Origin of the sequence: Lachnoclostridium phytofermentans, from assembly GCF_000733755.1 — a bacterium.
Classification (GTDB): domain Bacteria; phylum Bacillota; class Clostridia; order Lachnospirales; family Lachnospiraceae; genus Lachnoclostridium; species Lachnoclostridium phytofermentans_A.
In genome coordinates this window covers 428112-453416 of sequence record NZ_JPOF01000007.1, presented here as the reverse complement: position 1 = coordinate 453416, position 25305 = coordinate 428112, and the positions used below count along the sequence as shown (strand labels likewise).

The following is a 25305-nucleotide window of genomic DNA, read 5'->3' as shown; positions in this document are numbered from 1 at the left end:
TCCGTCTTCTTATGAAGTTTAGATGTTAGATTCTCTTCTTCTGATGTCAGTACTTTTCTGATATTTACTCTTATTCTGAAGACGTTACTTTTTCTGATATTTACTCTTCTTCTGATGACGTTACTTCTTCTGATATTTACTCTTCTTCTGATGACGTTACTTCTTCTGATATTTACTCTTCTTCTGATGACGTTACTTCTTCTGATTTTTCTTCATTTGATGAATCTTCTTTATTTGCTGCCTCTATATCAGCATCAGAACCTTTTTTCTCTGAATCATTCACATCATTTTCTATATCATCGATTTTTCCTAGTTTTACCGCAATACCGCTCATAATACCATCAACTTCAACAAAAATAGTTGGTAATGTTTCATCAAAGTATTTTGGTACAGAATTTGCACATGCACCAAGTACAGTTTTGCAATTCAACTTCACATTAATATCTTCTGGAACACGTATGCAGACACCAGACATAATTGCCTTACCTGAAATAAACATATCTTCTTTTATCTTAAGTTTACTAAGATCTAAATCGATTCCTGACATCACTGCTTGGATTTCGATTGAACGTAATTCTTCCTCTTCCAGACGTTCCTGCTTCCCATTCATCCAAACATTGTATTTCTTTGTCCCTTCTATATCGGATTGCTTTTCATTTTTTTTATTTTGGTACATGGAAACCACTTTTAAGATTCCCTGAATCGCTGCAATCGCAACAATTACTTTTACAACTGTTTTTCCTTTTGACTTCTTCTTTGGAATTACTGGAACAATTTCATTCTTCTTACTCATACTTAGTCTCCTTTCACTAATACCCTTAATATTCTATTATCTTGCAATACAATCCGTTTAACGAATAGACTGTATAAACAAATTCACACAGGGTTAAAATCCCCTCACTTACTTAGGCACTAGGTGTTGCCCCCACAATAGTCCCTACTTTTGCAGTATCATGTACTCGTAATGTTCCAGTACAATCCACCTTCTCAACTTCACAATACGGTCCAATTACGATATCATGACCGTTTACTTCCTTTGCATAAACACCTGTTATTATTATTCTGGTTGCCTCGATTAACTCAATGTTACTAGCCCTACCATGCTCGGATAAATTAATCTTATGAAGAAACTTCTTAATCGTAGAATAGCCTTCTTCTTTGCTTTCAATTTCTATCTGATCTCCGTAGATACCTTTTGCATTCACACAGCCATGAAGCTTTATCCGATCTGCATTAATATCTGCTTTTGAGTTAATACATCCTTCACCCACAATATCATCCGCTTCTAATTTACTATCTCCTTTAAGATTTAACACACCTTCCATAACAAGTTTTTTACATCGAAGATTTCCAAAAAAATCAGCAACCCCTTCACATTCTATAACTTGCGCATTTACATTCCCAGTACTTTTAAATACTCCCTCAATGGACAAAAATTCAGCCATAATATTACCATGGTTATTTCCCATACCCTCCACTGTTAATCTGCTAAATTCTCCTCCTGAGATACTTCCCAATCCTTGAATAGAATAATCTCTCATATTCTATAACCTCCCTATATTTTAGTGATGATAATAAAAAGTACTTATAATACATTGCTCCTTGCTTTGACTTATTAAGAATAAAACTTCGTTTGGTATTTTAGTTTCAATTGATTTGAGATATTATTTAAACTAATCTTTGAAATAACTTCCAGGCGCTCATCTAAGCTATATGGCATTTGCTCCTTTACCATCAGGATAAAAAACTCCGACCGATGTGATAGCAACAGTAAAGCAACACCATTCATAGAAAAGTAAGTATCTCGATTTAATAAATTACTTAAGAGGAAATCTCTTTGTTCCAACGAAATCTGATAGTCCTTTTCAAAGATCGTGTATGCCACCAATAAGATAATATCTGCATATTCATAATGATCTTTGTGATAGTTCTCCCGTATCCAATCAATGATCTCTTCTTTTATCTCAGTAATTTCCTTTACCTCAGCTTCACTATAACCTGAAACCGCTACTTCAGGAGATAACATTTTTGCAAGCTCTTCTAGAGTATAATGATCCTTTAAATCTAAGATAGAGCGTATCCTACTTAATATCTGTTCTCTTGGGAAAAATGTTTCCTGTCCGGTATAAGAGGACTGTTTCATGAACCACTCTTCAGGTATCAGTCGTTCTCTTTTCCATCGATACAATTGTCCGTATGAGATACCCGTGACCGCTAATAAATCTTTTTTTGAAATTAGCATCCGGACTACTCCTTTCTTCATCACAATATCATAGATGCACAATAGGAATAATCCATAGTGTCCAGTATATCGTATGCATGAGTAAAACATTGTTTTATTACGTTGAATTTATCATAACATATCAAATTTTGGGCTTCAATGATAAATTTGGAAAAAATCGATTAGAATTTCATGAGAAAATATGGTATGATTTTACTATCAACTATTAATTTACAACATCAGCTAATAAGATTGAAATTCGGAAGGATTTTTCAAATGAAAAAATATTACTTTTAATTATCTTGAATATACTTTTAATTTTAACTTCTTGTAATAACGTAGAAAATGCAAAAAAATTACAAGATCTTGAATTAAGAATGGATTTTGATAAAAATGAATATAACCAAGATGATGAGATAAGTGTATTGGTATCTATACAATATACCGGAAGTGATCAATGTAAAACTATATATCTTGAAGAAAACTCCTTTGATACGGTCTTTATCCATGAGAATGGTAAAAAATTAAAAATAGAAAAACCATTTACATCCATGATTGGAAGGAAGAATATAACAAAAGAGACGCCTATCATTTTTGATTATTCTATGTATAGTGACTATGACCGTTTATTCATAACTGGACTATTCAATAGATACGATAATTACAAACTAAAAACCTTGAAGCCGCAAATTACTATACGGCTTCAAGGTATTATCTAAATCTGTATGATATCTGTAGCAATTTCATTCACAAATGTCTTATCATGCTCTACTAATAACATAGTAGGCTCATATTGTTTAATTAATTTCTCAATCTGCATTCTAGAAAAGATGTCAATATAATTGAGTGGCTCATCCCAGATATAAAGATGCGCTTGCTCACACAAACTTTTTGCAATTAAAACTTTTTTCTTTTGTCCACCACTAAAATCTTCTATATTCTTCTCAAACTGTAATCTTGTAAAGTCAAGTTTTCGAAGCAACGCTTTAAAAAGACTTTCCTCCAAGTGATGTTCTTTGGCAAAATCAGATAGATTTCCACTTAAATTAGAGGTATCTTGTGATACATAGGATATCACTAATCCACTGGCAATCTCTACTTTTCCGTTACAAGGGATATCCTCTCCTAGTATGATCTTTAAGATGCTTGATTTTCCGCAACCATTTTTCCCTTGCAAAACAATTCTTTTTCCATTACTGATGGAAAAATTAATGTGATCAAATATAGTTCTATCCCCATACGTAACGGACAAATTCTCTACATTAACTAAAGTAGATTTATGATGCTTTAATGGGATGATCTTTAATTCATCGGTATCTTCTATATTTTTTAATAATTTTGATTTTTCATCCAGCGCTGTTAATGAGCGATTCTCAATTGCTTTTGCTCTCTTCATCATTTTTGCAGACTTATGGCCAATAAAGCCACGGTCTGGGGAATGACTTCCAATCTTACTCTTTTCAATTTGATCCGACCAGTTTTCTGTACGTTTTGCTGCTTCCGATAAACGTTTGATGTCTTTTTTTAACTTCTCATTCTCTGCAAGTTCATACTCATCTTGATTCTTCTTATTCTCCCACCATGTAGAAAAATTACCTTGCATCACTTCAATGTTTGCTTTATTGATTGCTAATACATGATCAATACAACCATCTAAGAAAAAACGGTCATGGGACACTAAAATAAATCCCTTTTTCCCTTTCAAATAATTCATTACTACGATACGTGTATTCATATCCAAGTGATTGGTAGGTTCATCAATTAATAAAAAATTATTTTCCTTTGAAAATAACACAGCCAATAATACTTTTGTTTGCTCACCATTGCTAAGTGTTTCAAATGGTCGATATAAAACTTCACAATCAACTTCTAATAACGTTAATTCCTTACATACCTTCCAAAGTTCATAATCTGGATAAATCATTTCAACAATATCAATCGTATTCTGTGATTTATCAGTAACTGGAAAAGGAAAATAATCAAAACTCACAGGGGAAGATATCGTTCCCTTATACTCATACTTTTTCATTAATAAATTTAAAAATGTTGTTTTACCTCTACCGTTTCGACCAACAAATCCTAATTTCCAATCACTGTCTATTTGAAATGAAACATTGTCGAATATCGTATCATAACTACCATCATAATAAAATGTTAAATCGGTAACATTAAGTTGTGCCATAATCATACCTCCTATCTGTTAAGTACTTCAAGTAATTACCTGCTAAGAAAAATATACTTTTCATAAATAATAATTTTCTTCACATCATATACACAGCAAACATGTTGCTTTTCTATACTTTTAATAAAAAAATAAGACGCAAGAATATATCTTTCTGCGTCTTAAGAATTCAAACGAGGTATCCCATAATAATTTATTAATTTCTCTCATTTTGCAAGTTTAAACAAGAAAAAGCAGGCTTCGCGAACTTTTCTTGTAATGAATAAAATAAATATATCAGTATGAGTAACCTGCATACCTGAATATATTTTTCTACCATCGAATTTTTAACAAATATGAAAAAGAATCAATAATAATTGATCATGTGAACTATCTAGTTTATAAAACATTGGGTAAGAAAGTATTCTTGCAACGTGCAATTTAAAAATCAGCAAAATAAGCGCATAAAGAAAAGCGCTATTACACTTCTCTAAATCCAGCACGTCATTCTTATTGAATTATTATTTGCAAGAATAAATACTCATCTTCCCAACTCCAATCTTAATCAAGTATTTTAATTTTAGCAGTCTTGTAAGGACATGTCAAGGTATCTATATTACTATGGAATATTGTACTTCTTAAATCCGATGAATGAACAATCCACTCCTTAATTTTGGTTCAAACCAAGTTGATTTCGGTGGCATTAATTGATTGGCATCTGCTACCGCAAACAATTCTTGTATCGAGGTTGGAAACATGGAAAATGCAACGGTCATATCTTCATTTACACGTTTTTCTAGCTCACCAAGTCCACGTATCCCACCAATAAAATCAATTCTATGATCTGTTCTAGGATCTTTAATTCCTAATATCAGATCTAATACGTAATCTTGTAATAAAGAAACATCAAGTGCCTTAACAGGATCTTCTATCTGTAATAATGACTCTTTTGCAGTTATCTCATACCAAGTATGATTCAGATACATTCCAAATATCCCTTTTTTCTCTGGTGCAACTCTTATCGCTCCATTATTCTTAACATAAAAATTCTCAGAAAGAGTACTTAAAAACTTCTCTTCACTAAGTCCATTCAAATCAGCAACTACCCTGTTATATGGCATAATCATAAGCTGGTCCTCCGGAAATAGTACGGAGAGAAATGTATTAAACTCCTCGCTTCCATCGTATTCTTTCGCTTCTTTTCTTCTTTTTAGACCAACCTTAACTGCAGATGCTGCACGATGATGGCCATCTGCAATATAAATTCTATTGATTCCGCCAAATGCTTCTTCGATGGTTGCTATCGATTGGTCATCTTCCACTTTCCATACGTTATGAGTAATCCCATCCTCAGAAGTAAAGGAATATAGCGCTTCCCCTTCTTTAACTCGTTCCACAATATTATGAATGATATCATTGGAACGATATGCTAAGAAAATTGGACCAGTTTGAGCACTACAGGTATCTACATGACGAATTCGATCCTGTTCCTTCTCTTCTCTCGTATTTTCATGCTTCATTATGATATTGTTTTGGTAATCATCAATTGAAGCACAGGCAACGATACCGGTTTGTGGACGTCCCTCCATAATCAGTTCATATATGTAATAGCACCTTTTTTCATCCTCAAGATAAATTCCATCTTCCAATCGTTTCAACAACAAATCTTTTGCTCGTTGATATACCCTCTCATCATACATATCCACTGAAAGCTCAAATCCAGTCTCTGGACGATCAATATTTAAAAAAGATAACTCATCTTGTAGGGCGGCTTCTTTTGCTTCTACTCTGTTATAAACATCATATGGCAAAGCTGCCACTCGACTTGCATATTCTTTCTCTGGTCTAACACAATAAAAAGGTTTAATAATCGCCATTTTGATACCCTCCTCATCTTTCTATCGTTATTTTACTATGATAGTACCCAAAATACAACGTTGTTTCTTAGAAACTTATCTTCCTGTATGTTTTCAAACCATTTTGCCTGTGGTATACTTATATTAAAAAGGTGCCTTTGCACCAGAATAGAGGTAATAATGATCATAAAAAAACAAAAAGATAAAAACGTGAATAAGAAGCCAAATAAAAAACCAATCGCTACAGAGAAGAGTTCCTCTATCACTGGCGACTGGTTTTATATGAATCATAAAGAGACTTCCATTCGTACACTATATGAAGCAATCATAAAATATACAGATAATGTAGAGCTGTGGGAAGCCGCTGGTGTTATGGAAATCAGCCTTTCACCAAAAAGTTCATTGGACTTTGAGGAAATGAAACCTTATTTTCGTGATTGTGATGGTGCAGAATTTCTTTCCAAACACCAGATACAAAGTATGTATATGGTAACCTTCCCTAGTGATCAATTTGATAACATCACTCCTATTTTTGATTCCATTCTATCAGAATGTGATGGTTTCTTCTGTGCGGATACCTCCGATTTTTATCCAAAATATCCAAAATAGTTAATTATTTATACGCTCACCTTTTTATCCAACATCCATGCTGTCGCTAGGTAAAAGGCTGCTATGACAAATGCCATAAAGATAGCATCAATCATAAATAGATCGAATAATGGCATACTTTCTAGCATAAATAATTTGCCAATTCTTCCAACCATATAATTCAAGGTAAAGAAAATAATTAAACTGACAATACCTTTTCCCTTTGTGTTGGATAAAAAAGTAGCACTCAACGTAATTGCAAGAATACCCATAATAACTTTTGATATCCATTCCAGTAAAAATGAAATCAGACCTATCAATATAAGACCATAATCCACATCTAATCCCATAACATTTTTCATTGTAATCTGAATTGTCTTAATCATTTCTTCTATGTTTTGGTATCGTAACACAACGATAGTCATGTTAATAAAGATAATAGAGGCCATAAAAACTGCAGTAAACCCAATCTGTGCAACAGAGGTTATTACTTTGGCACCCACTATCTTGTAGGTTGAATTTGGTGTCAGAAATAGCATATAACTTTGTTTCGTTTTTAAGTCTTTCGAATAAGTCATAATACACTCAAAGGAAACAAACATAATTGCAGTAAATGCAACAAGTACCATAATTCCCATGGAAATTCCTAAGGCTTCTGTATCCTCTCTAAGCAATCCAAATAAAAAAGTAAGTTCTAATATTCCCATTACAATCAATATAAAGAGTTTAGAGAACCATTGTTTTCTTAACTCATATTTTATTAATTTCAACATATTTTCCTTATACCTCTCCTTTCTTTTCCACTAACTTTATCACTTTAATTACGACATCTTTTATATATCAACCATGTGCATAGATTTCCTTATATAGGTCTACGATAGATTTTTGATGTTCTTTTCTAATGGTTTCTGCATCACCATTTAAAACCAGAGTGCCATTTTTCATAAAGATAGCATTGTCGATAATTTTTTCTAATTCATCTACTAAATGACTCGATATAACTATAGTTGTTTTTTCATTTGCAACCTCTAGAATAGCATTCATAATGTGGTCTCTTGCTATAATATCAATTCCATTTAAAGGTTCATCAAGTAAATAAACTTCCGCTTTTCTTGCTAGTGTCGCAGCTATTTTCAACTTTGCAGCAAGTCCAGAAGAAAGATTTTTCGCCTTATCCTTCAAACTTAAATCCATCTTGGCGAGTAGCTGTTGATACTTCTCTATATCAAAATCTTCAAAAAAATCCTCATAATAGCGTCCAACATCATATACTGTCATGTAATCATAAAAAAAAGGTTCCGTGGACATATAAGCAATCCTCTTCTTGCTTTCGACACCAATTGACTTTCCATTATATGTAATAGTTCCTATGGTAGGCTTAATCAATCCAGCTACCATCTTCATCCAAGTTGTTTTCCCGCTTCCATTTGGACCGAGTAATGCATAGATTTTTCCTTCCTCCATTTGCATGGAAATTCCCGATACTGCCACTTTTGACATGTACCGCTTTACAACGTCCTTACTAATTAACATCTTTTCCTCCATTTCTAATCACGTTCTCACGAAATAAAATTTGTATCTAGATTTCTTAGATTTCAATTCCAGTTGAATAATTTGCTCCTTCAACCTTGCTCCTTCTATTTATTAAACTCCTTTTGAATGAGTGAAATCACTTCCTCTTCTTGAAGACCCAAATCCCTCATACCAATAAGAAAGGTTGTCATATATTCCTTTGCCATCTCTTCTCTTACTCGCATAAGTTTTTGTTCATCCTCTGTTACAAAGGTTCCTATCCCTCGTTTTGTAAAGCAAAGTTCTTGAAGTTCCATCTCTCGGTAAACACGATTTGCAGTATTGGGATTAATCTGATATCGAATTGCCAAATCTCTAGCAGAAGGCAACTTACAACCAAGTGACAAATTACCACGAATTAACTCTTTCTTTATTTCCTGAATTACTTGCATATAAATAGGCATATTATTATTAAACTCCATTCAGAACCTCCCTTCCAAAGAATTTTTCTCTTGTATGTGATAAATAGTGTACTAGTTACATAGTACACCGTAGCATTTAAGGTGTCAATACAAATTTTTACTTTTTTCGTATTATCTTATTTTCTATTCTTTAAAATAGGCACGGAGAATTCTAAAATTCCTGAAACATAAGGCCCAAGCTCGTAAGGATTAAAATAAAACACGATATTATCCCCCATTAAATAATAACGGTATTCAAACTTAAGGTTGGCAAGATCCTTTATCGCATCCGGAAAAAACTTACTTGGATCCTCTTCAAATTGTTTCATAAATCCATTCGCTATTTGCCTCTTAACCTCCTCTTCTGTTTCTCCTAACACTTCCGGAGCTGTAATTCTTTTTCCTGTTTCTACATTATAGGTCATAGAAAACTGTTCCGTCATAGGATGTGCACCACCATACCAGCGAAATTCTAAAAACACAATGGATAAAACTCCATATTGATTCCAAGGTATCCGATAAGTAACACTTGCTGTTAAAGGAAACCACGAAGGACCTATTAAATCATCTGGCTTACTAAATAAATCCACGATATATAAGGCATTCACGAGCGCCTCTTCACAATTACTCTGGTATCGCTGCTCCATCTCTTTCATAATATCTTGATTCACCATAGCCTGTGGACTATCTTCTTTTTTAGTTAATATTTGAGGATATTCATATGAGCATTCTAAAAGATCTAGTGAACTGCTCTCATTGGTAACAGATTTCTTCCTTGTATGCTTTAATAGAGTGACCCCTTTTCCTTCCTGCATATAACTTACCTCTCCTAAATTTAGCTTCTGTTATATTTTATGCACATGCGGGGTTACGGTTCTCTAACAAATTTCTTAATTTGATGATAGCTCTTGTATGTAGCAATCGCTCTTAAGAAACTCATTTGTTCTAGAAATGGATTTCTTTAAAAATCGTTTCTAATATGATATACTTAGCTAATAAAATGATATCAACTATTTTGGGAGGCATCAATGAATGTTATTATGTATGGAATGAATCTATGTCCGGACTGTATCGAGGCAATCAATATGTTACGTGACTATGCAAATATCAACATAGACTATCACGAATTTACACAAGCAACTGCTTATCTAAAAGAGTTTCTAAAATACCGTGATTCAAATCCGATATTTTATAAGGTAAAGAATGCTGGAAATATAGGAATTCCATTCTTTGTTACGGAGGATAATTTCTCAACATTTGATGTGAAAGAACTCGTGCATTATGTTCAGAGTAAAGTTGATTGAAAATTTAAAGATTTCTTATAAAGGAAGGAATAGATTTATATCCTGCCCTACCATTGTAGAAATTCTAATGCTAAAGATAAGCATAATAATTAACTATTCTTTCCTTCATAAAAGGGCTTATAGAAAACTTGTTATTTAGATGAATACAAGATTTCTAAAGCCCTTTAAATATTTTTATAATAATTAGTTTGCTTTCAATAAATTAGTCCATTAGTTTATTTTACATAACTTTGTTTCAATAAGAGTTCTGACTTTACAAGCTTCTTCCTCTGTTAATTGCTTACGATGCTCATTTTGCTTGGCTCCCTTACCAGTAGATTGATACTCAAAAAAGCGCTCTGTTTCTGGCCAAACCTGTCCCATGTAAGTCCAACCCTCTTCTTTGATATGTTTTCCAAGCTCGCAATTCATTAATATGGTTGCAGAGCATACTGGTTCTGTAGCTGCACTTGGATGCCATGGCCTACCTAGATACACTGTATTAGGGGCAACCTCCGATGGTGCAGTAAAATTACACTGATAAAATATAAAACCATACTCATCCTTTGCCTTTGTACTCGCAGCTGTCGCATAACCATTCAGTTCCTTAGAGCCACAATTTCTAGAATGAATTTCACAACGAGCAAATACAGCCTCAGCTGCTCCAAAGATAAAATCAATATCTCCCTCTATATAGCAATCTTGAAATAAACAGCTTCCTTCCCGTACATAAAGAGTATCCTGGCGTCCATAAAATGCACAGTTCGTAAAGATTAATCCGTTCCCCGTTGAATTTACTGCAACAGCTTGACGACCTGAAGTATCAAAACCTTCTTGTATATAGCTGTTTTCAAAGGCGATTCCGTCAAATGTGGCATTATCTACATCAATAAAAACACTTGCACTACGATTGGTACCAAGTTTTTCACCTGATTTTGTTATAATACCTGCATAATTTCCATATGTTATTTTGGTTTTGTCGCTTCCTTCACCCTTTAACCTCAGATTTTTGATTCCTTTCGGGATAGTAACAAGTTCCTCATAACATCCTTCTTTCACAGATATCGTGGCGTTCTCCACACCATCATTTATGATAGCATTGATTGCTTCCTGTACACTTTTAAATTGTCCGTCATCCTGTTTTGATACGATATATTCTGTCATTATAACCTCTATTCTGGTGCTTTAACACCTTTTCCTTGGGATAATCTTTTTTGTAAAATCATATAACTTAATAAGATAAAAAGTGCCATATGGTAGTTATATATACCATATAGCACTTATGTTTCACTTGTATTTAAGCAAATGCTTATCTTCTACATTTTTGTGCTTATTTTTTGTGCTTTTTATGCCATTGTTCTTAGCTTTTATGATTACCTTCTACGCTCATTCGTAATCTGTAATAACTTTTTATTAACCAATTGCTCTTTATTAAGGAATCGAACATCTCCTCCAAAACGAACTTCAATCAGCTTGACATCTGAGTTATCGAAGACTTCTCCTTTTCCAAAATACTTATGAATTACTATATCATGCTCACGAAGTGCTTGAATCGCTTTTCTCAAATCAGTCTTTTCCACACTTTCTTTTCCTAAGTTCTCTTTTCCTAGGTTCTCTTTTTCTAAGCTGTTTTTTTCTAATCTATCCTTATTCTTAGAAATATCCTCGATAACTTGCTCTGAAGTAGCAGCAAATTCATCTGTAACAATACTTGATTCATTGAGTTTAGAATTCTTAACATACACCTCAGAAGTATGTTGAACTGCAACTGGCTGGCGTGTTGGTTTTCCTTCCTTTGTAAATTTTCCCTGTGCTTTGCGTTTTAATTTTTCATCTGGTGATTCCTTCTCATCGATATCTTTCGTAATCACCATATTCTTAAGTTTTTCAACTTTTTTAGATACTTCATTTGCTTCTGCATACTCTTCTTTACGTTTCTTTTTAACGGATAGCGCTAAAACGATACCAAGCGCTACCATAGCAATTCCACCAAATATCCAAAGAATCATACTACCTTTGCTATTATCGGTTTCCTTCTGATTCTGCGTAGGTGATGTAGTTGGTTCTACCGTTGGTATTGCAGTTGGTTCAGTCGTTGGGGTTATAGTTGGGGTTGGAGATAGTGTCGGTATTGGTGTCGGAGTAACTGTCTTACTTGTTTTCTCAATGTATGTACTCGTTGCATAGCCAACTACTTCATTTTTCTCAAATTCAAACCGAATTTCATACCAAGGCTTTTTACCAACCATCACTTCGGATAGTATTGTTACCTCAGTACCTTTTTTTAGCTTTACACTCTGATTACCAACAACTAGCTGATTTTTATCAGAACCTGCGCCCACTCTGACATTGACACCACCTGTCACTTTGCCTATATAATAAACTTCGTCCTTATCCTTTGTCTGAGTAGAAACTAATGCATTTATCTTCAGTTCATGCCCATAGGTAACTGAAGTTTCAAAAAGTGCTACTGTCATCGCAAAACAAGCTCCAAACATTGCACCTTTTAAGATTCGTTTCCCATTTTTACTAATCTTTGTCTCCATGGTTAACCTCACTTTCAATACAATACGTTTCTTTGCTAACACAACTCGACCTGCCAAAGTAGTAAACACTACCTTTTTATTTGCAATAAGGAATGACCTGTTTTCCTTATTAATCGTCTAGCCCTATTTTACCAGTGACGTATCACAATGTCAAAATATTTATTGTAGATTTTAGCAAATATAGCACATTTTTGTATTAATTATAATTATTTCTACTATTTACGACAAAAATCATTTCTTATCGACGGAAGGGTTTAGTTTATGTCCATAAAATTTATGTATACTTAAATTGCTAAATACCAGAAAGATGTCTAGTGTTGTGATGTCATGTATTATTGTCTTGTATTATGACTTGTATTATGACTTGTATTATGACTTGTATTATGACTTGTATTAAACAAGAAGGTACATTAACATGTACCTTCTTGACTTAACATATAAACTATAAACTGAGAGGCAGTTCTACCAGATAAACCACCACCCTTAAGTTCCCACATATTCGCTTTTTGCAACAGCTCCTCTTTTGATAATCCGAAATTATCGTATTTTTTAGCTAACTCTTCTACAATTGTAAAATATTCCTTTTGTGATGGCGCAGAGTAATTGATGCTAATACCAAATCTTGCAACCAAAGAGAGTTTTTCTTGCATTGTATCAGAACGATGCAACTCATCTTTTGACATGTCGGAACGATCACTCCAGGTTTCTCTAATTAGATGCCTGCGATTTGATGTTGCATAGATTAATACATTGTCAGGTTTTGTTTCAAGACCACCTTCAATCACCGCTTTTAGATACTTATATTCAATTTCGAATTCCTCAAATGATAAATCATCCATGTAGATAATAAACTTATAATTTCGATTCTTTATCTTTGAGATGACCCCAGATAAATCTTCAAACTGGTGCTTAAAAATTTCAATCATACGAAGTCCTTCTGGGTAGTATTCGTTAAGGATAGCTTTAACACTCGTTGATTTTCCGGTTCCACTATCTCCAAATAATAAGACGTTGTTTGCTTTTTTTCCTTCGATGAAAGCCTTCGTATTATCCACTAATTTTTTCTTCTGAATTTCATATCCGATCAAATCAGAGAGTACGACCTCTTCGGTATTCGTAATCGGTGATAATTTCAATTCATCGCCATCTTTTCCTACGCGGAAAGCTTTGTTTAGACCAAGCATCCCAACACCGTAATCTTTGTAAAAATTAGTTACAATTTGAAAGATTTCATTTTCATCAGAAGCTTTAGCAATCTTTCTACTTAGATCCTGCACCTTTTCACTGACACTTCGATTGTAACTTTTCCCGTTTTTCTCAATTGCATTATAGTTTGTAATCACTTTAAAACAATCAATGCCAAGCTCATTCTCTAGTGGACTAAAATCATAGTGAAATAAATCCTTAAATATTGCAAAATCACCTCTCGCAAACTCATTTACAGAGCCTTCTCTTGCTCCTATTTTTTCACAGGTCATACTAAATGGATTCTCAATAGTAGCCAATAAATAGCTTAAATAATTCTGCCACAAATTATGATTAAACCCATATTCGGTTGCAATATCTAATAAATTGTGAATTTGCGTATAGATTGCTACAATCGTATCTTCTCTATTTGCATTACCTCGCTGATATTGTTCTATGATATCTGCCAATCGAACTAAAATACTGTCTTTTTCTATGTTACGATAGATAACCAACTTTGATAATAATTTATACATGTTCATGTCCTTTCTAAATAGGTTTTCGATATGCACTTATGTAATCAAATCTTTCTTATTGAAAAAAGACTGGAAAGCTCGTTACTTTCCAGTCCACCTTCGCGCTTTTTATCAATGCTACATCTTTTCTGGTGCGCTAAAACCTAATAAATCAATACAAGTAGTTAATATTCTTAAAACAAGTTCAATGAGAGCAATCCATTCTTGCTGTTTTTCTTTGTTTTCTTCCGCAATAATTTTATTCTCATGATAGAACGTACTAAATGCATTTGCAAGATCATAAACATAAGCGCATAACTTATGTGGAGCATTTTCATATGCAGCATGTTCTATCACATCATTGAACTTTGCACATTCTAACATTAGATTTACTTCACTAATACCGTAATCTCTAACATTACCAGACTTGATACAAAGCTTGCTTACATCCACTGCTTTATTTTCTTCCTGATACTTTGCAAGTATTGACTTGATGCGAACAATAGTATAAAGAATATAAGGCCCTGTATTTCCTTCAAAGGAAGTAAAGCGATCAATATCAAAAATATAATCTTTTGATGCCTGATTTGATAAATCACCGTATTTTAATGCTGCCAAACCAACAATTCTGGCAACCTCACGCGCTTCCTCTTCTTTCATTTCACGATTGGACATAATCTTCTTATAAACTTCTTCGTTAATGCTATCCATTAAATACTCAAGGCGCATTACACCGCCATCTCTTGTTTTAAATGGCTTTCCGTCTTTACCGTTCATCGTACCAAAACCTAAGAAGGTTAGTTTCACATCTTCTGGTACTAACTTTGTTTTCTTAACACAACGGAACACTAATTCAAAGTGAAGTTCCTGACGCTTATCTACAACATAGATAACAGATGCTGGTTTAAATAATTCCATACGCTCTACTAAGGTAGCTAAATCAGTAGTAGCATATAAACTTGCACCGTCAGATTTTAAAATCATACAGGGAGGAATCTCTTTGGTATCAGTCTCTTCTTTTACATCAACAACTAAAGCACCTTCACTTAATTTTGCATATCCATTCTCTTTTAAGTAAGTTACCATGTTTGGAATATAAGGCTGCGCATCGCTTTCTTTTTTCCATACATCAAAATGAACATTTAAATTATCATAATTTTTCTTTAAGTCGTTAACTGAGACAGTCATTATGTGATTCCATAGTGCAGTGTATCCACGATGACCATTTTGTAATTCAAATACAATTTCCTTTGCTTCCTCACGAAATTCTGGATGTTCTTTTGAATATTCGCTTGCAGTTGGATAAATTTCCTCTAATTCAGAAATGGTAAATGGTGCTTCGCTTGGATATTCACCAGTAAAACTTTCATCAAAATAAGGAAGATTTGGCTGACGTTTTCTTACTTCTGCAATAATAAGTCCCATCTGAGTTCCCCAGTCACCAAGATGTGCATCACCTATTACATTGTGACCTAAGAAACGTACCATACGCTTAATGCTTTCACCAATAATTGCAGGACGAAGATGTCCAACGTGTAGAGGCTTTGCAACATTAGGACCGCCGTAATCTACAACTACAGTATCTGGATTCTTAGTTTCTTCACAGCCGAGGCGTTCATCCACTGACATGCTTTGAAGATAATCTACTAAAAATTCTTCCTTAATAGAAAAATTAATGAATCCTGGCATAATAGCAGTAATTTCTTTTAAAACCGGATTATCTTTACATAGTTCTACAATTTCATTTGCTATCATAATTGGCGCTTTTTTGTACTGTTTTGCAGCTGCTAAAGCACCATTACATTGATACTGACACAGATCCGGACGATTCGATATCGTTACCACTCCGTACTTTTCTTCGTAACCACACTTTACAAATGCAGCAGTAAAGATATTGGATAATTGATCAATAACTTTTATCATAAATGCCTCCATTAATATTACATTTCATTTTCACCATTATGTCACACGATAGTATAGAGTATACGTAATATCGTACATTATAATATCGTATACTTTAACACAATTTATTTCTCTTGTAAAGTAATGCGACCAGCAAATAAGTTAAAATAAACCAGGTAATTTCATAGTTATTTCAATATCAAAGTATAAAAAGTAACGATAAAAAAACTCATATGTCATTCTCTTAGGTAAAAAACTATTAGATTATACGGATATCATTCTTAAACACCTTAGTCTATCGCTTATATTATGGTATCAAACGCAGAAAAAAGGACTAAATCTAGGCTAATTTCGCACTAATTTAGTCCCTTCTATGTTATCTCAAATAAATATTACCTAATATAATATATTACTTAGTCTGGCATTACGAATGCACAAGCAATATATGCAAGGATACCAACACCGCAGAATGCAAAGATAATCCATAAAATTCGAACCACCGTAGGGTCTAAATTAATATATTCTGCAATTCCTCCACATACTCCACATATTTTTCTGTCTGTACGAGATTTCACTAATTTTTTCTGCATAATTTAGCCTTCCTTTCTACTCTTCTTAAACACACCAATTAACGAATTCTAAGACTAATGGAACCAACACCACAATCCAGTTCAAATGTCCCTTTTGCATTATCATTATATATACTTTGATGTGTCGTAAAGTCCCATTCCTTATTATTTATTTTAACACTTCCAATACCACAGTCAACAATATAATTAAAATCCTCTTCCTCTCCGTCTAGATCAAGGTTGATTTCGCCAACACCGCAGTTTATATAGCTATTTCCAAGGATTTCACCTGAAACGTTGATTTCACCTGCACCACAGTCCATCGTAACATCTTTCGCAGTAAGTCGATTAATCTTTATAGAACCTGCACCTACTGAAAATTCAGAATGATCTTTAACGGATAGATTCTTTAATGTCATCTCACCAGCTCCCATTGAAAAATCCACAGAGTTTGCATTAATATATTCCGCTACTAACTCTCCTGCTCCAAATTCCATATCAAATTCATCCGCAACAAAGCCTTCTGGTAGAGTTACTATAATGGTAGGATACCACTCATCTTCCCTATGAAACCCGACATTAATGTTGATTGGTAGTCTAAGCCCAAATAGATTAATAGAATAACGGTCATCAAAATTATCCTCTAGATACCATACTCCATTTTTAACTTCACTATGAAATCCATCTTCCGTAGTATTTTTAACCTCGACATGGAAGGTATCCCCTTCTACGATGTGTACTTTTGCAAAGTCGATATCAAGATCAATGGAAGTAACATCCTTTACTTCATCTTGGTAGGAAAATGTATTATACCGATTCCGATCTCTACCACCACTAAACAAAGTACCAAAAAGTAGTATTGCAATGCCAATTCCTATCGATGCACAAGCAATTCCTAAAACGATTCTCCCTGCTGATTTCATGCTGCTACACTCCTTCCCCCAAATGGTGCTTTTAACAGACTAACGAGACCACGAATTAATGCTGGGAACATCTTAGCACAAGCGCAAGCTACTAGAAATAGCAATAAACCGATGCCAAAACATATCATTCCTCCCCCAACGGATAAAGCACCAAACAGTGGAAGTACAAATACTTTCGTTACACCCATAACAAATACCGAAAATCCTAATACAATACATCCGATACCAGCTCCACCAAATCCTACCACTAAAGCAAATACGGTTGCAAAGCAGGCAATCATCAAAGGGATTAAAATTGGAAACCCAAAGATGCATAATAGAATTAAGGCAAATACATTAATACCAGTCTTTTTGACAACAGGTCTTTGATTTTGATAGGTAGTATTTTGATAATGCATGTTCTGGTTTTGATAATTTTCCTTTTGATTCTGATCCGCTGTATTAGATTTCTGAGAACTAGTTTCTTGGTTTTTATTGTTTGCACTCTGAGTTTGATCTGCCGTACTCTGACTCTGATAACTAGAATTTTGTTTAATAGCGGTATCACTCTGTAACTCATTCTCATTCGCTTCTTTAGAGTCAGAGGTAGTAACTTCGTTCAATTTCATAATACTGTCTTTACTTTGATTACTACTCTGGTAACCTCTTTCGGTATACTCACCAAGCTCCTCTTCTTTTATTGCTCCAAGATCTTTTTTAATACTTTCTGCAACTTTTGCAGGCGAACCTAATTCTCTTAAAATAACTGGTTCATTCAGTTCTCCTGCTTCCTCAAAATAGCTATCATAGAACGCGAGTGCTTCCATTTTTTCCTCAGTTTCTAAATCCTGTAGCAACTCTTCTAACTCATTTAAAAACTCAACACGGTTCAACTACGCCACCCCCTCAAAAATTTTACTTATCTTTGCGGAATAGTTTTTCCACTCCGAACAATACAGCTGAAGCTGAATTCTCCCTTGTGATGTTACTTTATAATACCTTCGGTTTCGTCCCGCAATTTCCATATCATACACTTCCAAACAATCATCTTTTTGTAATCTACGAAGAACTGGGTAAAGCGTAGATTCCGAAATGTCAATTGCCTCTCTTACATCTTGCGTTATTTTATAGCCATAAGTTCCTTCCGGTTCCTTAGAAACCGCAGCCAGTACGATTGCGTCCAAGAGTGCGGATCCTGTATTAAAAACCATGTAATCAACTCCTTTTACTATTATCATATTATCCCATATCATTCCCTTATTTTTAGTATAATATTATTTCGTTATCAATACTATACAACGTATAATATTGTACTGTCAATATGGTTAATCAATTTCTAATTATTCTTTAAGGTTGTTGTATTACTACAAAATAGTTTTTGAAAATGATATTAAAGTTTTTGAAAAGAAGAAAATGGGGATTGGGCGTTACAAAATAGTTTTTGAAAATATATACTTCATCTATATATAACGAATAAATTTATAAGATAACTTCAAAACTTATTGACCAATTAATGAATGAATATTCTTGCTGTCTGAAATCGGAATTCCGGCAAAATGGAAATCAATCTTCCGCATGACGGAAATCACCTTAATTCTGCTTAATTACTACTAAGCTTAGAATAGAGAAAGTGTCAAGGCCTTACCGCTTCAGCGGTGCGAAGCAGCATTGATGATTTTTCTATTCCATGATACCTTATACAAAGCAGAAAAAGAGATGAAACTTCTTGATTTCCAACGACCGGACAGGCGATGGATTGACCTCCGGAATACTCATAATGAAAGAAATTAGTAATACTATAAAGAAAGACCTTAATAGCCTTCAAATAGCTACTAAAGCCTTTATTTATTATATAGGAACTTTTCGGTACACATTCTCATATACGTGCACTCTTTATATGTAAAAACACTTTATTTGTAATAGTAATACCAATTACTGCTAAAGTTGTTGTCGAAATTTTCTTTACTATCGATATTTAAATGGAAGCTGTCTTTTTTTATATAGTTAAATTCATCATATGGTTTAATTAAGTTATAGTAAGCTTCTTCAAATATTTTCATCGATTCATTATTACTGTATTCTTTAACCTGCTCATCCGTATAAAAGAAAAAGGTAGTGGATGAAAAGGACCTTGCAATCTTCCACAAATCATTATTATTCAACTTATTTTTTAATTCCTGTACCTTTTCTTCTGGAATACGATTATTTGCTTCTTCCTTAGCGATTGGTTCAAATGCGCTAAAAGCTATGAAAATATTTTTAATATTGTATTTCGACGGTACATCTTTTTTAAAACATTTAAATATATTCTTAGGTTCTTTCTCTTTTAAAGATACTAATTCGCTGAATTTTTCTGCAATAGCTTTTTGCTTATTATGGTCATAGTTATAATCGCTATCATAAAATTTTCTTTCATCAGTACGAAATTCAAATATTATCCCGAGCCTCGGTCTGTTGTTTTGAATATAGTCATAATGAATATTAATCACGTTTACACAGTATTCTTTGTTTATCCATTCAGCTAATTCTATTAGCGGGTAGTTTAATACTTTTTTACCCTGCTTTATCAATTTGGTTTCTATATAATCTAAATCTCTAGAAGTTATCATGACTTCTGTCCCCCCTTGTTATTTAAACATCATTACCATTGATTTACAGCATAAAGGACAGCTAACCTTAGCTGTTTGAGTAATTCTGTAGACAATTCATTGTACTTTGTATCAAGACCTTTTTCATGAGCCATATACGGAGGAGAATCATTCCATGAACCCATTGCCCCAAAAACATCTGCCAAACTTGCTGCCATAAACAAATTATAGTTTTTAGATGGTAATGAAATACCACTTTCAGTTAAGTTTTTCGCGCCATCTATCAATATTACCTTAGCATTATGAAATATATCAGCAAATCCATCACATTCAATTTTGCGAGCTAGTATTTCAATTTCTGTTAGGATTTCAATGAACTTTTCTGTATTATCTTCAAACTGTGGCTTACCTTGTGGTGGATTACCCCAAGAGTGTTCCGTATATGATACATTCCATTGTTTTAAGTTGTTGTCATATTCCCAGTGTGCAGTAAAATAAGTCACTTTTCCGTTTTTATAAAAACATACTAAAGAATTTTTTGAGGTGTTTGAGAAACCAAGTAATCCTCTGTCTTCTACTGATATAGGCATTAAAAATCTAATATCCATTAAACCTAGGGATAAACATTTTTCATACCATTCTTTAATATTAGATGCCTTATATGTTTTCATAGTAATCAAAGTTCGACGTGGTAAAAATTCAAAAGTAACACTATTTTCATATTTTGATAGCTCATTATGTATTAATTCATTTTCTTTTATTGCTAGCTTTGCTGCAGCAACTATTTTACAAGATAACAATATCTCCCCATTCATACTAATTCTCCCGTTACTTAGATAATCTATAATCAGTTATTTAATAAAAGACACAAAATTATACTCTAACCTAGAACAAATATTCCAAACCATTCCAAAATTGAAATGGCTTGTCGCCAATACATTCCCATTAATAAGAAATCTATTTCAACATTTCTCTTTTACTTAATCCACTTCAGAATAACTATACCCATGACTTCATCTATCAGTGGCTGTGTAATGTCAGCATCTTGCATTGCTGCTCGAATCATATCTGTGTACCTATCATCAGAAAAGATAAGCCCTTGTCTTTCAATACTTGTTATATCAGGTAATCTCGTATTATGATAAGCAATTATTTCATGAGGCTCTAAGACAATTATAAGTTCATTATGTAATTTTCCAAATGGTGCTTTTGTATTCCACATTTAAAGATTTTATCAGGCTTCCAAAATAAATACCAACAAAAATCTTTCATTTAGTGTATGCTCATTCTATTACAATACTATTGTTCTTAACTTTATTTAAATACATCATCATATTTTCATCATCATTCCTGTTATAACGAAATCCAAAATGTTCGGCTACTATATCTGCCATGGTACGAAACAGCTCACAGGCTGAAAATATCGAACTCCAAAAGTTTTCGTAATTACTATCGGAATATGTATTTGCATACATTTCATAAAGTTTCTGAGGTAAATATCTTTTAAAATACTTCCCCATTTTACCCGATGAAACAGTAAAATCAATGTCAACACCAATAAACCACTCTGTCATTTGATTGAGCATATCTCTTACATAATGATCGAACATATTCTTAGCATAAGGTAGTTCATCTCTTGCAATTCCCTTTGCTACATTATTTAAGCACCACCAAAATTCATTGCAGGTATCTGCAAAAATATTCTCACTTGGTGGTTTAATGCACCAATACATTTTATTTGGTACGATATCTGGTAAGAACTTGTCTTTGTCGAGAAGAACAACAACTGGCTCACCATCATCAATATAAGGAGTAAACTCAATGCTTAGATCAATCCTATTACCGTCTTTGAATATCATAAGATAAGCAAAATGACCGTCGCCATCCGGCGGTAGTAAAGGATGTGACATCAATTCCGGTAATTGCATAATAGCAGGCTTTCCAAATTTCTCTTCAATCCAATCACAATTATTATAAAATGGCTTGGCATCTGTGACAAAATAAGTTATATCATAATCCTGAAAGATATCTTTTGGTATATCAGAATTCGCACGAGAGCCAGATAAAAGAACTGCTCTGATTCGTTCATCTTCTTTCGCTATATGTAAAATCAATTCAAACATTTCTTTTTCTGAACGCATATTAACACCTCGAAATAATAAATTTACTATATACCATCTATTTTAATACTTATTTTCGATAATATATTATTTTCTGCTAAATATATACAAAATACATTGCATCATATCTTTTCATCCAATCATCTGATGTATATCCGCTTATGTCTTGTGAATTTCATTTCTCTTCTTTTTCAAATATCAAATCCATTTCTTCAATGTGACCAGTTCCACGTTGCACTGAAGGAATAAAACCAATGTAACGCCACCCATCCTCTGCTCTTTGGGAGATTATTTTTTTATAATCATCATTGTGATATTTAGTTCCTGATAACATACCAAATCCTGAAATATTATTGTATATGCGCTCAAACTCATATTTAAACATAGGAATTCCTCCTTCCTATATTGATTTACATTAATCATTTCGTGTTTGTGATTAACCCTCTTTTTTTATAATGATTTATTTGCAAATTTGTTTATTTTATTCTCCTAATCATTCCAGTTTATACGCAATTGAATATGAACGAAGTAAAAGAAATAGAGCAATATGAAAAGATGTAAGAATAAGATATTAGTCAAAAAACTTCGGAAGAATACCATTATCTATTATTCCAAAAAGTATTTTATTCTCATTATCTAAAAATGCTGTAAAATCTTTATCCGATTTTCTAAGTATAAGAAGATACTTACTTCCATCTTTGTTAGTTAAGTCATATGCTTCCCATGCTTTATCCATGCCATCAACTATATCATTATTTGATATGTTAACAACAGTATCTGAATTATAATTAATATCTAAATGTTCAAGGATATTTTCGATAGATTTACTCTGTTTAGACGTGGAATTTATTTCTTTTTGTAATTCTGTTTTTGTACTATATGAGGAAGACATAAAAACAATCAGTGTCATCAGTGTTATTGTTCCAATAAACTTTAACATATCATTCTCCTTAATTTTCATCTGTCCAAGAATAAGAGCAAATGTAATTTTTCCAAGTAAACAAATAATCCTTCCATTCATCTTCTCTTCTTTTATTATATGGATTTATGAATTATGTTGCCAAACTAGACTCTACTTTCCTTTATTGCTATATATTCCATATTATACCACTTATTTTCATAATTCAACCTAATTTAATCAAGTTTGAATGAGTAACAGAATAAACACGATATTTTATTAAATCGCTGTTAGAGGATAGCCCGTAAAAAATGTTAAAAAGGTACCTTGCTCTGGCCTGTTAACGCCATTTCAGGTACCTTTTCTGTTAGAAATGCTATTTGATGATACAATATACTAATGAGAAATCGTTTTACAACAACCTCTTTCTAATCCTATATGTATTTATCACTTTACCTTTAGTCCAAAGTCCCAGTAACCTCCTCCCAATCAACAAATAAATTATAACGCTCTGTTTTCAAACGCAAAACGCAGTAATTAGGGTCCTCTGGTCCACTGAAATGATTGATAAGCCCCCCATACCACATCTCTTTTTTGATTTCTAAATCCGTTAGGATTTCAATTGTACCAACCAAAGTGATGCTATAATCATCGGAGTTAAAGCAAACACTTGCCAGGTTGCAATTGTTGATTCTTTTTGATTTTCTAGAATTTAACCCAGTGCAAAACGTAATCCAGTTGATTCCGTCTGATTGGGATGCCGTTATGGTGGACATCGTTGGATATCCGTTATGATCCATTAACCCTAAAACACAATAAGTACCCTCTCCTGAATTTTGTTTAATTAATTTGCATGACTTTTCGATAATTTCTTCTATCATTTCATCCTCTCCTAATTCTGTTTCGCAATCTTGAATCTTATTCTTTCTAAATAGTAACATTGCGAACATGACAACAGTATGTCGTGTTCGTAATATAAATTTTATTTCTTTCAATTACTAAAAGAATTAATTCTATTCTATGTTTATATACCTAAATTTTATTGCTTTTATGCTTACTTTATTGCTTCTATGCTTACTTTAACCTTTTCACAGTATCTAATAAAAGAGGATAATCAATATAATCATCTGGTACGTTTATCTTCTTAGACTTAGTCTTATTCGTCATTACTACAGTTACAACTACTTTTGCTTTAAATCCATGTTTATGTACTTTAAGCTCCTTAATCCTATCAATACGCCATGTATTCGGATCATTGCTCATCTCGGTCATTGTTTTCTCGATATCAGCACCGGCATTAGAAGCTTCATTGATTGCTTTGTTTACTCCAGACATTGCAAAAGCAGCACCAATTGTTTGGATTGGCAAGACATCCGATAATATCGTTGGAGATTGTTTCGTATATATTAAGCGATACAGATGACCATCATAAAATATATAATTAATAAAATTACTCATATTTTTCTTAATAAATACGAAGAATACAGGCATCGATAAAATTACAGATAATGCCAACAACAAACCACCATATTCCTCCGACATTGCCATAAACACAAACATAAGAATACATATTGCAATTACATAGAGAAAGGAAAATAATAATACCTTAACGATATATGGCATCTTACCTTTTCTATCTTTTGTCCATGCCTTGTTTAATTCCGTTTGCTCCATCCTAAAATACTCTCCGCTGTTTTTCTTAGCCTCAGCAATCTTTTTGTACTCCTCGACATTCATTTCTTACTCCCCCTATTTTGAATTTTCATCTGTTAAGTTTGCTCTATATCCGCATTTTAAGACTTTCGCTCTTTTTTCACAGTAAGAGGTACGATACTTAATTGCATGGAAACAAACTCGCATTACTATACCACTTACTATAACGACATTTATATATAATTTAATACATATTTTGCCACAAATCAATCAAAAAAACAAATATGTCCAAATTATGTTGATCCTCACAAAATTATATTATTTTGTACTAATTATACTTTCTTG

The 25305-nt window shown here is 33.1% G+C and carries 27 protein-coding genes; 3 read left to right on the top strand and 24 right to left on the bottom strand.

Annotated features, from left to right (window positions below; all coding sequences use genetic code 11):
* Positions 1 to 172: 172 nt before the first annotated feature.
* The 3 genes from CC92_RS0117940 to CC92_RS0117930 form a co-directional block, all read right to left on the bottom strand.
* On the bottom strand, positions 173 to 793 hold the full coding sequence (locus tag CC92_RS0117940; RefSeq protein ID WP_029501272.1) for a hypothetical protein: 621 nt from the start codon (positions 791 to 793) through the stop codon (positions 173 to 175).
* Positions 794 to 905: 112 nt separating this feature from the next.
* The gene (locus tag CC92_RS0117935; RefSeq protein WP_029501273.1) at positions 906 to 1541 is read right to left on the bottom strand and encodes a hypothetical protein; all 636 of its coding nucleotides are present in this window, start codon (positions 1539 to 1541) and stop codon (positions 906 to 908) included.
* Between the two features lie 74 nt (positions 1542 to 1615).
* Entirely contained in the window at positions 1616 to 2242 is a 627-nt protein-coding gene (locus CC92_RS0117930) for a DUF4004 family protein (RefSeq protein ID WP_029501274.1), read from the bottom strand.
* Positions 2243 to 2598: 356 nt separating this feature from the next.
* Between CC92_RS0117930 and CC92_RS0117925 the strand changes: the two genes are divergently transcribed.
* Positions 2599 to 2940 (top strand): hypothetical protein, encoded by a 342-nt coding sequence (locus CC92_RS0117925; RefSeq protein WP_155998544.1) that lies wholly within the window; start codon positions 2599 to 2601, stop codon positions 2938 to 2940.
* Here the strand turns inward: CC92_RS0117925 and abc-f are convergent.
* Positions 2937 to 4403 (bottom strand): ribosomal protection-like ABC-F family protein, encoded by a 1467-nt coding sequence (abc-f, locus tag CC92_RS0117920; RefSeq protein ID WP_029501276.1) that lies wholly within the window; start codon positions 4401 to 4403, stop codon positions 2937 to 2939. The genes CC92_RS0117925 and abc-f overlap by 4 nt on opposite strands.
* Positions 4404 to 5020: 617 nt before the next feature.
* Positions 5021 to 6259: a DUF1015 domain-containing protein gene (locus CC92_RS0117915; RefSeq protein ID WP_029501277.1), complete on the bottom strand. Its 1239-nt coding sequence runs from the start codon at positions 6257 to 6259 to the stop codon at positions 5021 to 5023.
* A gap of 159 nt (positions 6260 to 6418) precedes the next feature.
* On the opposite strand from CC92_RS0117915, the gene CC92_RS0117910 reads away from it, so the two are divergent.
* Positions 6419 to 6847 (top strand): hypothetical protein, encoded by a 429-nt coding sequence (locus tag CC92_RS0117910; RefSeq protein ID WP_029501278.1) that lies wholly within the window; start codon positions 6419 to 6421, stop codon positions 6845 to 6847.
* A gap of 8 nt (positions 6848 to 6855) precedes the next feature.
* On the opposite strand, the gene CC92_RS0117905 is transcribed toward CC92_RS0117910, so the two are convergent.
* From CC92_RS0117905 to CC92_RS0117890, 4 genes are all read right to left on the bottom strand, one after another.
* Positions 6856 to 7599, bottom strand: coding sequence for a hypothetical protein (locus tag CC92_RS0117905; RefSeq protein WP_029501279.1), 744 nt, complete (start codon positions 7597 to 7599; stop codon positions 6856 to 6858).
* 67 nt (positions 7600 to 7666) lie between these two features.
* Positions 7667 to 8359, bottom strand: a complete 693-nt coding sequence (locus tag CC92_RS0117900; RefSeq protein WP_029501280.1) for an ABC transporter ATP-binding protein — start codon at positions 8357 to 8359, stop codon at positions 7667 to 7669.
* A gap of 104 nt (positions 8360 to 8463) precedes the next feature.
* Positions 8464 to 8820 carry a GntR family transcriptional regulator gene (locus CC92_RS0117895; protein WP_029501281.1) on the bottom strand — a complete coding sequence of 119 codons (357 nt, stop codon included), beginning with the start codon at positions 8818 to 8820 and terminating at the stop codon, positions 8464 to 8466.
* A 116-nt stretch (positions 8821 to 8936) separates the two neighbouring features.
* Positions 8937 to 9614: a DUF3298 and DUF4163 domain-containing protein gene (locus CC92_RS0117890; RefSeq protein ID WP_029501282.1), complete on the bottom strand. Its 678-nt coding sequence runs from the start codon at positions 9612 to 9614 to the stop codon at positions 8937 to 8939.
* Between the two features lie 213 nt (positions 9615 to 9827).
* On the opposite strand from CC92_RS0117890, the gene CC92_RS0117885 reads away from it, so the two are divergent.
* On the top strand, positions 9828 to 10103 hold the full coding sequence (locus tag CC92_RS0117885; protein WP_029501283.1) for a hypothetical protein: 276 nt from the start codon (positions 9828 to 9830) through the stop codon (positions 10101 to 10103).
* A gap of 210 nt (positions 10104 to 10313) precedes the next feature.
* On the opposite strand, the gene CC92_RS0117880 is transcribed toward CC92_RS0117885, so the two are convergent.
* The 15 genes from CC92_RS0117880 to CC92_RS0117805 form a co-directional block, all read right to left on the bottom strand.
* On the bottom strand, positions 10314 to 11246 hold the full coding sequence (locus tag CC92_RS0117880; protein ID WP_051650557.1) for a pectinesterase family protein: 933 nt from the start codon (positions 11244 to 11246) through the stop codon (positions 10314 to 10316).
* Between the two features lie 209 nt (positions 11247 to 11455).
* Complete coding sequence (locus tag CC92_RS0117875; RefSeq protein WP_029501285.1) at positions 11456 to 12628, bottom strand: SH3 domain-containing protein; 1173 nt, start codon at positions 12626 to 12628, stop codon at positions 11456 to 11458.
* A gap of 410 nt (positions 12629 to 13038) precedes the next feature.
* Positions 13039 to 14349 carry an ATP-binding protein gene (locus CC92_RS0117870; RefSeq protein ID WP_029501286.1) on the bottom strand — a complete coding sequence of 437 codons (1311 nt, stop codon included), beginning with the start codon at positions 14347 to 14349 and terminating at the stop codon, positions 13039 to 13041.
* 117 nt (positions 14350 to 14466) lie between these two features.
* Positions 14467 to 16251, bottom strand: coding sequence for an arginine--tRNA ligase (argS, locus tag CC92_RS0117865; protein ID WP_029501287.1), 1785 nt, complete (start codon positions 16249 to 16251; stop codon positions 14467 to 14469).
* A gap of 392 nt (positions 16252 to 16643) precedes the next feature.
* Positions 16644 to 16820, bottom strand: a complete 177-nt coding sequence (locus CC92_RS0117860) for a PspC domain-containing protein (RefSeq protein ID WP_029501288.1) — start codon at positions 16818 to 16820, stop codon at positions 16644 to 16646.
* A gap of 38 nt (positions 16821 to 16858) precedes the next feature.
* Positions 16859 to 17722, bottom strand: coding sequence for a DUF4097 family beta strand repeat-containing protein (locus CC92_RS0117855; RefSeq protein ID WP_029501289.1), 864 nt, complete (start codon positions 17720 to 17722; stop codon positions 16859 to 16861).
* On the bottom strand, positions 17719 to 18594 hold the full coding sequence (locus CC92_RS0117850) for an HAAS signaling domain-containing protein (RefSeq protein WP_029501290.1): 876 nt from the start codon (positions 18592 to 18594) through the stop codon (positions 17719 to 17721). Before CC92_RS0117850 ends, CC92_RS0117855 begins: the two co-directional genes overlap by 4 nt.
* Positions 18595 to 18912 (bottom strand): PadR family transcriptional regulator, encoded by a 318-nt coding sequence (locus tag CC92_RS0117845; protein WP_029501291.1) that lies wholly within the window; start codon positions 18910 to 18912, stop codon positions 18595 to 18597.
* Between the two features lie 699 nt (positions 18913 to 19611).
* Positions 19612 to 20310, bottom strand: a complete 699-nt coding sequence (locus CC92_RS0117840; protein WP_029501292.1) for a hypothetical protein — start codon at positions 20308 to 20310, stop codon at positions 19612 to 19614.
* Between the two features lie 32 nt (positions 20311 to 20342).
* On the bottom strand, positions 20343 to 21104 hold the full coding sequence (locus CC92_RS0117835) for a hypothetical protein (protein ID WP_029501293.1): 762 nt from the start codon (positions 21102 to 21104) through the stop codon (positions 20343 to 20345).
* A gap of 468 nt (positions 21105 to 21572) precedes the next feature.
* A complete protein-coding gene (locus CC92_RS0117825) occupies positions 21573 to 22430 on the bottom strand; it encodes an aminoglycoside 6-adenylyltransferase (protein ID WP_029501295.1) in 858 nt (285 codons plus the stop codon).
* Positions 22431 to 22584: 154 nt separating this feature from the next.
* Entirely contained in the window at positions 22585 to 22794 is a 210-nt protein-coding gene (locus CC92_RS0117820; protein WP_029501296.1) for a DUF4177 domain-containing protein, read from the bottom strand.
* Positions 22795 to 22980: 186 nt separating this feature from the next.
* Positions 22981 to 23430: a hypothetical protein gene (locus CC92_RS0117815; RefSeq protein ID WP_029501297.1), complete on the bottom strand. Its 450-nt coding sequence runs from the start codon at positions 23428 to 23430 to the stop codon at positions 22981 to 22983.
* Between the two features lie 335 nt (positions 23431 to 23765).
* Positions 23766 to 24188, bottom strand: a complete 423-nt coding sequence (locus CC92_RS0117810) for a pyridoxamine 5'-phosphate oxidase family protein (RefSeq protein WP_029501298.1) — start codon at positions 24186 to 24188, stop codon at positions 23766 to 23768.
* Positions 24189 to 24381: 193 nt separating this feature from the next.
* Entirely contained in the window at positions 24382 to 25044 is a 663-nt protein-coding gene (locus CC92_RS0117805) for a hypothetical protein (RefSeq protein WP_029501299.1), read from the bottom strand.
* Between the last annotated feature and the right edge of the window lie 261 nt (positions 25045 to 25305).

What these genes read in the sequence shown, in the direction of transcription:
- CC92_RS0117935 (WP_029501273.1), bottom strand. Translation starts at nt 1,541, where the DNA reads ATGAGAGATTATTCTATTCAAGGATTGGGAAGTATCTCAGGAGGAGAA.
- CC92_RS0117810 (WP_029501298.1), bottom strand. Translation starts at nt 24,188, where the DNA reads ATGATAGAAGAAATTATCGAAAAGTCATGCAAATTAATTAAACAAAAT.
- CC92_RS0117870 (WP_029501286.1), bottom strand. Translation starts at nt 14,349, where the DNA reads ATGTATAAATTATTATCAAAGTTGGTTATCTATCGTAACATAGAAAAA.
- CC92_RS0117815 (WP_029501297.1), bottom strand. Translation starts at nt 23,430, where the DNA reads ATGAATGGAAGGATTATTTGTTTACTTGGAAAAATTACATTTGCTCTT.
- CC92_RS0117825 (WP_029501295.1), bottom strand. Translation starts at nt 22,430, where the DNA reads ATGCGTTCAGAAAAAGAAATGTTTGAATTGATTTTACATATAGCGAAA.
- CC92_RS0117895 (WP_029501281.1), bottom strand. Translation starts at nt 8,820, where the DNA reads ATGGAGTTTAATAATAATATGCCTATTTATATGCAAGTAATTCAGGAA.
- CC92_RS0117805 (WP_029501299.1), bottom strand. Translation starts at nt 25,044, where the DNA reads ATGAATGTCGAGGAGTACAAAAAGATTGCTGAGGCTAAGAAAAACAGC.
- CC92_RS0117885 (WP_029501283.1), top strand. Translation starts at nt 9,828, where the DNA reads ATGAATGTTATTATGTATGGAATGAATCTATGTCCGGACTGTATCGAG.
- CC92_RS0117855 (WP_029501289.1), bottom strand. Translation starts at nt 17,722, where the DNA reads ATGAAATCAGCAGGGAGAATCGTTTTAGGAATTGCTTGTGCATCGATA.
- CC92_RS0117835 (WP_029501293.1), bottom strand. Translation starts at nt 21,104, where the DNA reads ATGAATGGGGAGATATTGTTATCTTGTAAAATAGTTGCTGCAGCAAAG.
- CC92_RS0117860 (WP_029501288.1), bottom strand. Translation starts at nt 16,820, where the DNA reads ATGCAGAAAAAATTAGTGAAATCTCGTACAGACAGAAAAATATGTGGA.
- CC92_RS0117930 (WP_029501274.1), bottom strand. Translation starts at nt 2,242, where the DNA reads ATGCTAATTTCAAAAAAAGATTTATTAGCGGTCACGGGTATCTCATAC.
- abc-f (WP_029501276.1), bottom strand. Translation starts at nt 4,403, where the DNA reads ATGGCACAACTTAATGTTACCGATTTAACATTTTATTATGATGGTAGT.
- CC92_RS0117845 (WP_029501291.1), bottom strand. Translation starts at nt 18,912, where the DNA reads ATGGTTTTTAATACAGGATCCGCACTCTTGGACGCAATCGTACTGGCT.
- CC92_RS0117940 (WP_029501272.1), bottom strand. Translation starts at nt 793, where the DNA reads ATGAGTAAGAAGAATGAAATTGTTCCAGTAATTCCAAAGAAGAAGTCA.
- CC92_RS0117905 (WP_029501279.1), bottom strand. Translation starts at nt 7,599, where the DNA reads ATGTTGAAATTAATAAAATATGAGTTAAGAAAACAATGGTTCTCTAAA.
- CC92_RS0117900 (WP_029501280.1), bottom strand. Translation starts at nt 8,359, where the DNA reads ATGTTAATTAGTAAGGACGTTGTAAAGCGGTACATGTCAAAAGTGGCA.
- CC92_RS0117840 (WP_029501292.1), bottom strand. Translation starts at nt 20,310, where the DNA reads ATGATAACTTCTAGAGATTTAGATTATATAGAAACCAAATTGATAAAG.
- CC92_RS0117880 (WP_051650557.1), bottom strand. Translation starts at nt 11,246, where the DNA reads ATGACAGAATATATCGTATCAAAACAGGATGACGGACAATTTAAAAGT.
- CC92_RS0117915 (WP_029501277.1), bottom strand. Translation starts at nt 6,259, where the DNA reads ATGGCGATTATTAAACCTTTTTATTGTGTTAGACCAGAGAAAGAATAT.
- CC92_RS0117890 (WP_029501282.1), bottom strand. Translation starts at nt 9,614, where the DNA reads ATGCAGGAAGGAAAAGGGGTCACTCTATTAAAGCATACAAGGAAGAAA.
- CC92_RS0117925 (WP_155998544.1), top strand. Translation starts at nt 2,599, where the DNA reads ATGGATTTTGATAAAAATGAATATAACCAAGATGATGAGATAAGTGTA.
- CC92_RS0117820 (WP_029501296.1), bottom strand. Translation starts at nt 22,794, where the DNA reads ATGTTTAAATATGAGTTTGAGCGCATATACAATAATATTTCAGGATTT.
- argS (WP_029501287.1), bottom strand. Translation starts at nt 16,251, where the DNA reads ATGATAAAAGTTATTGATCAATTATCCAATATCTTTACTGCTGCATTT.
- CC92_RS0117910 (WP_029501278.1), top strand. Translation starts at nt 6,419, where the DNA reads ATGATCATAAAAAAACAAAAAGATAAAAACGTGAATAAGAAGCCAAAT.
- CC92_RS0117875 (WP_029501285.1), bottom strand. Translation starts at nt 12,628, where the DNA reads ATGGAGACAAAGATTAGTAAAAATGGGAAACGAATCTTAAAAGGTGCA.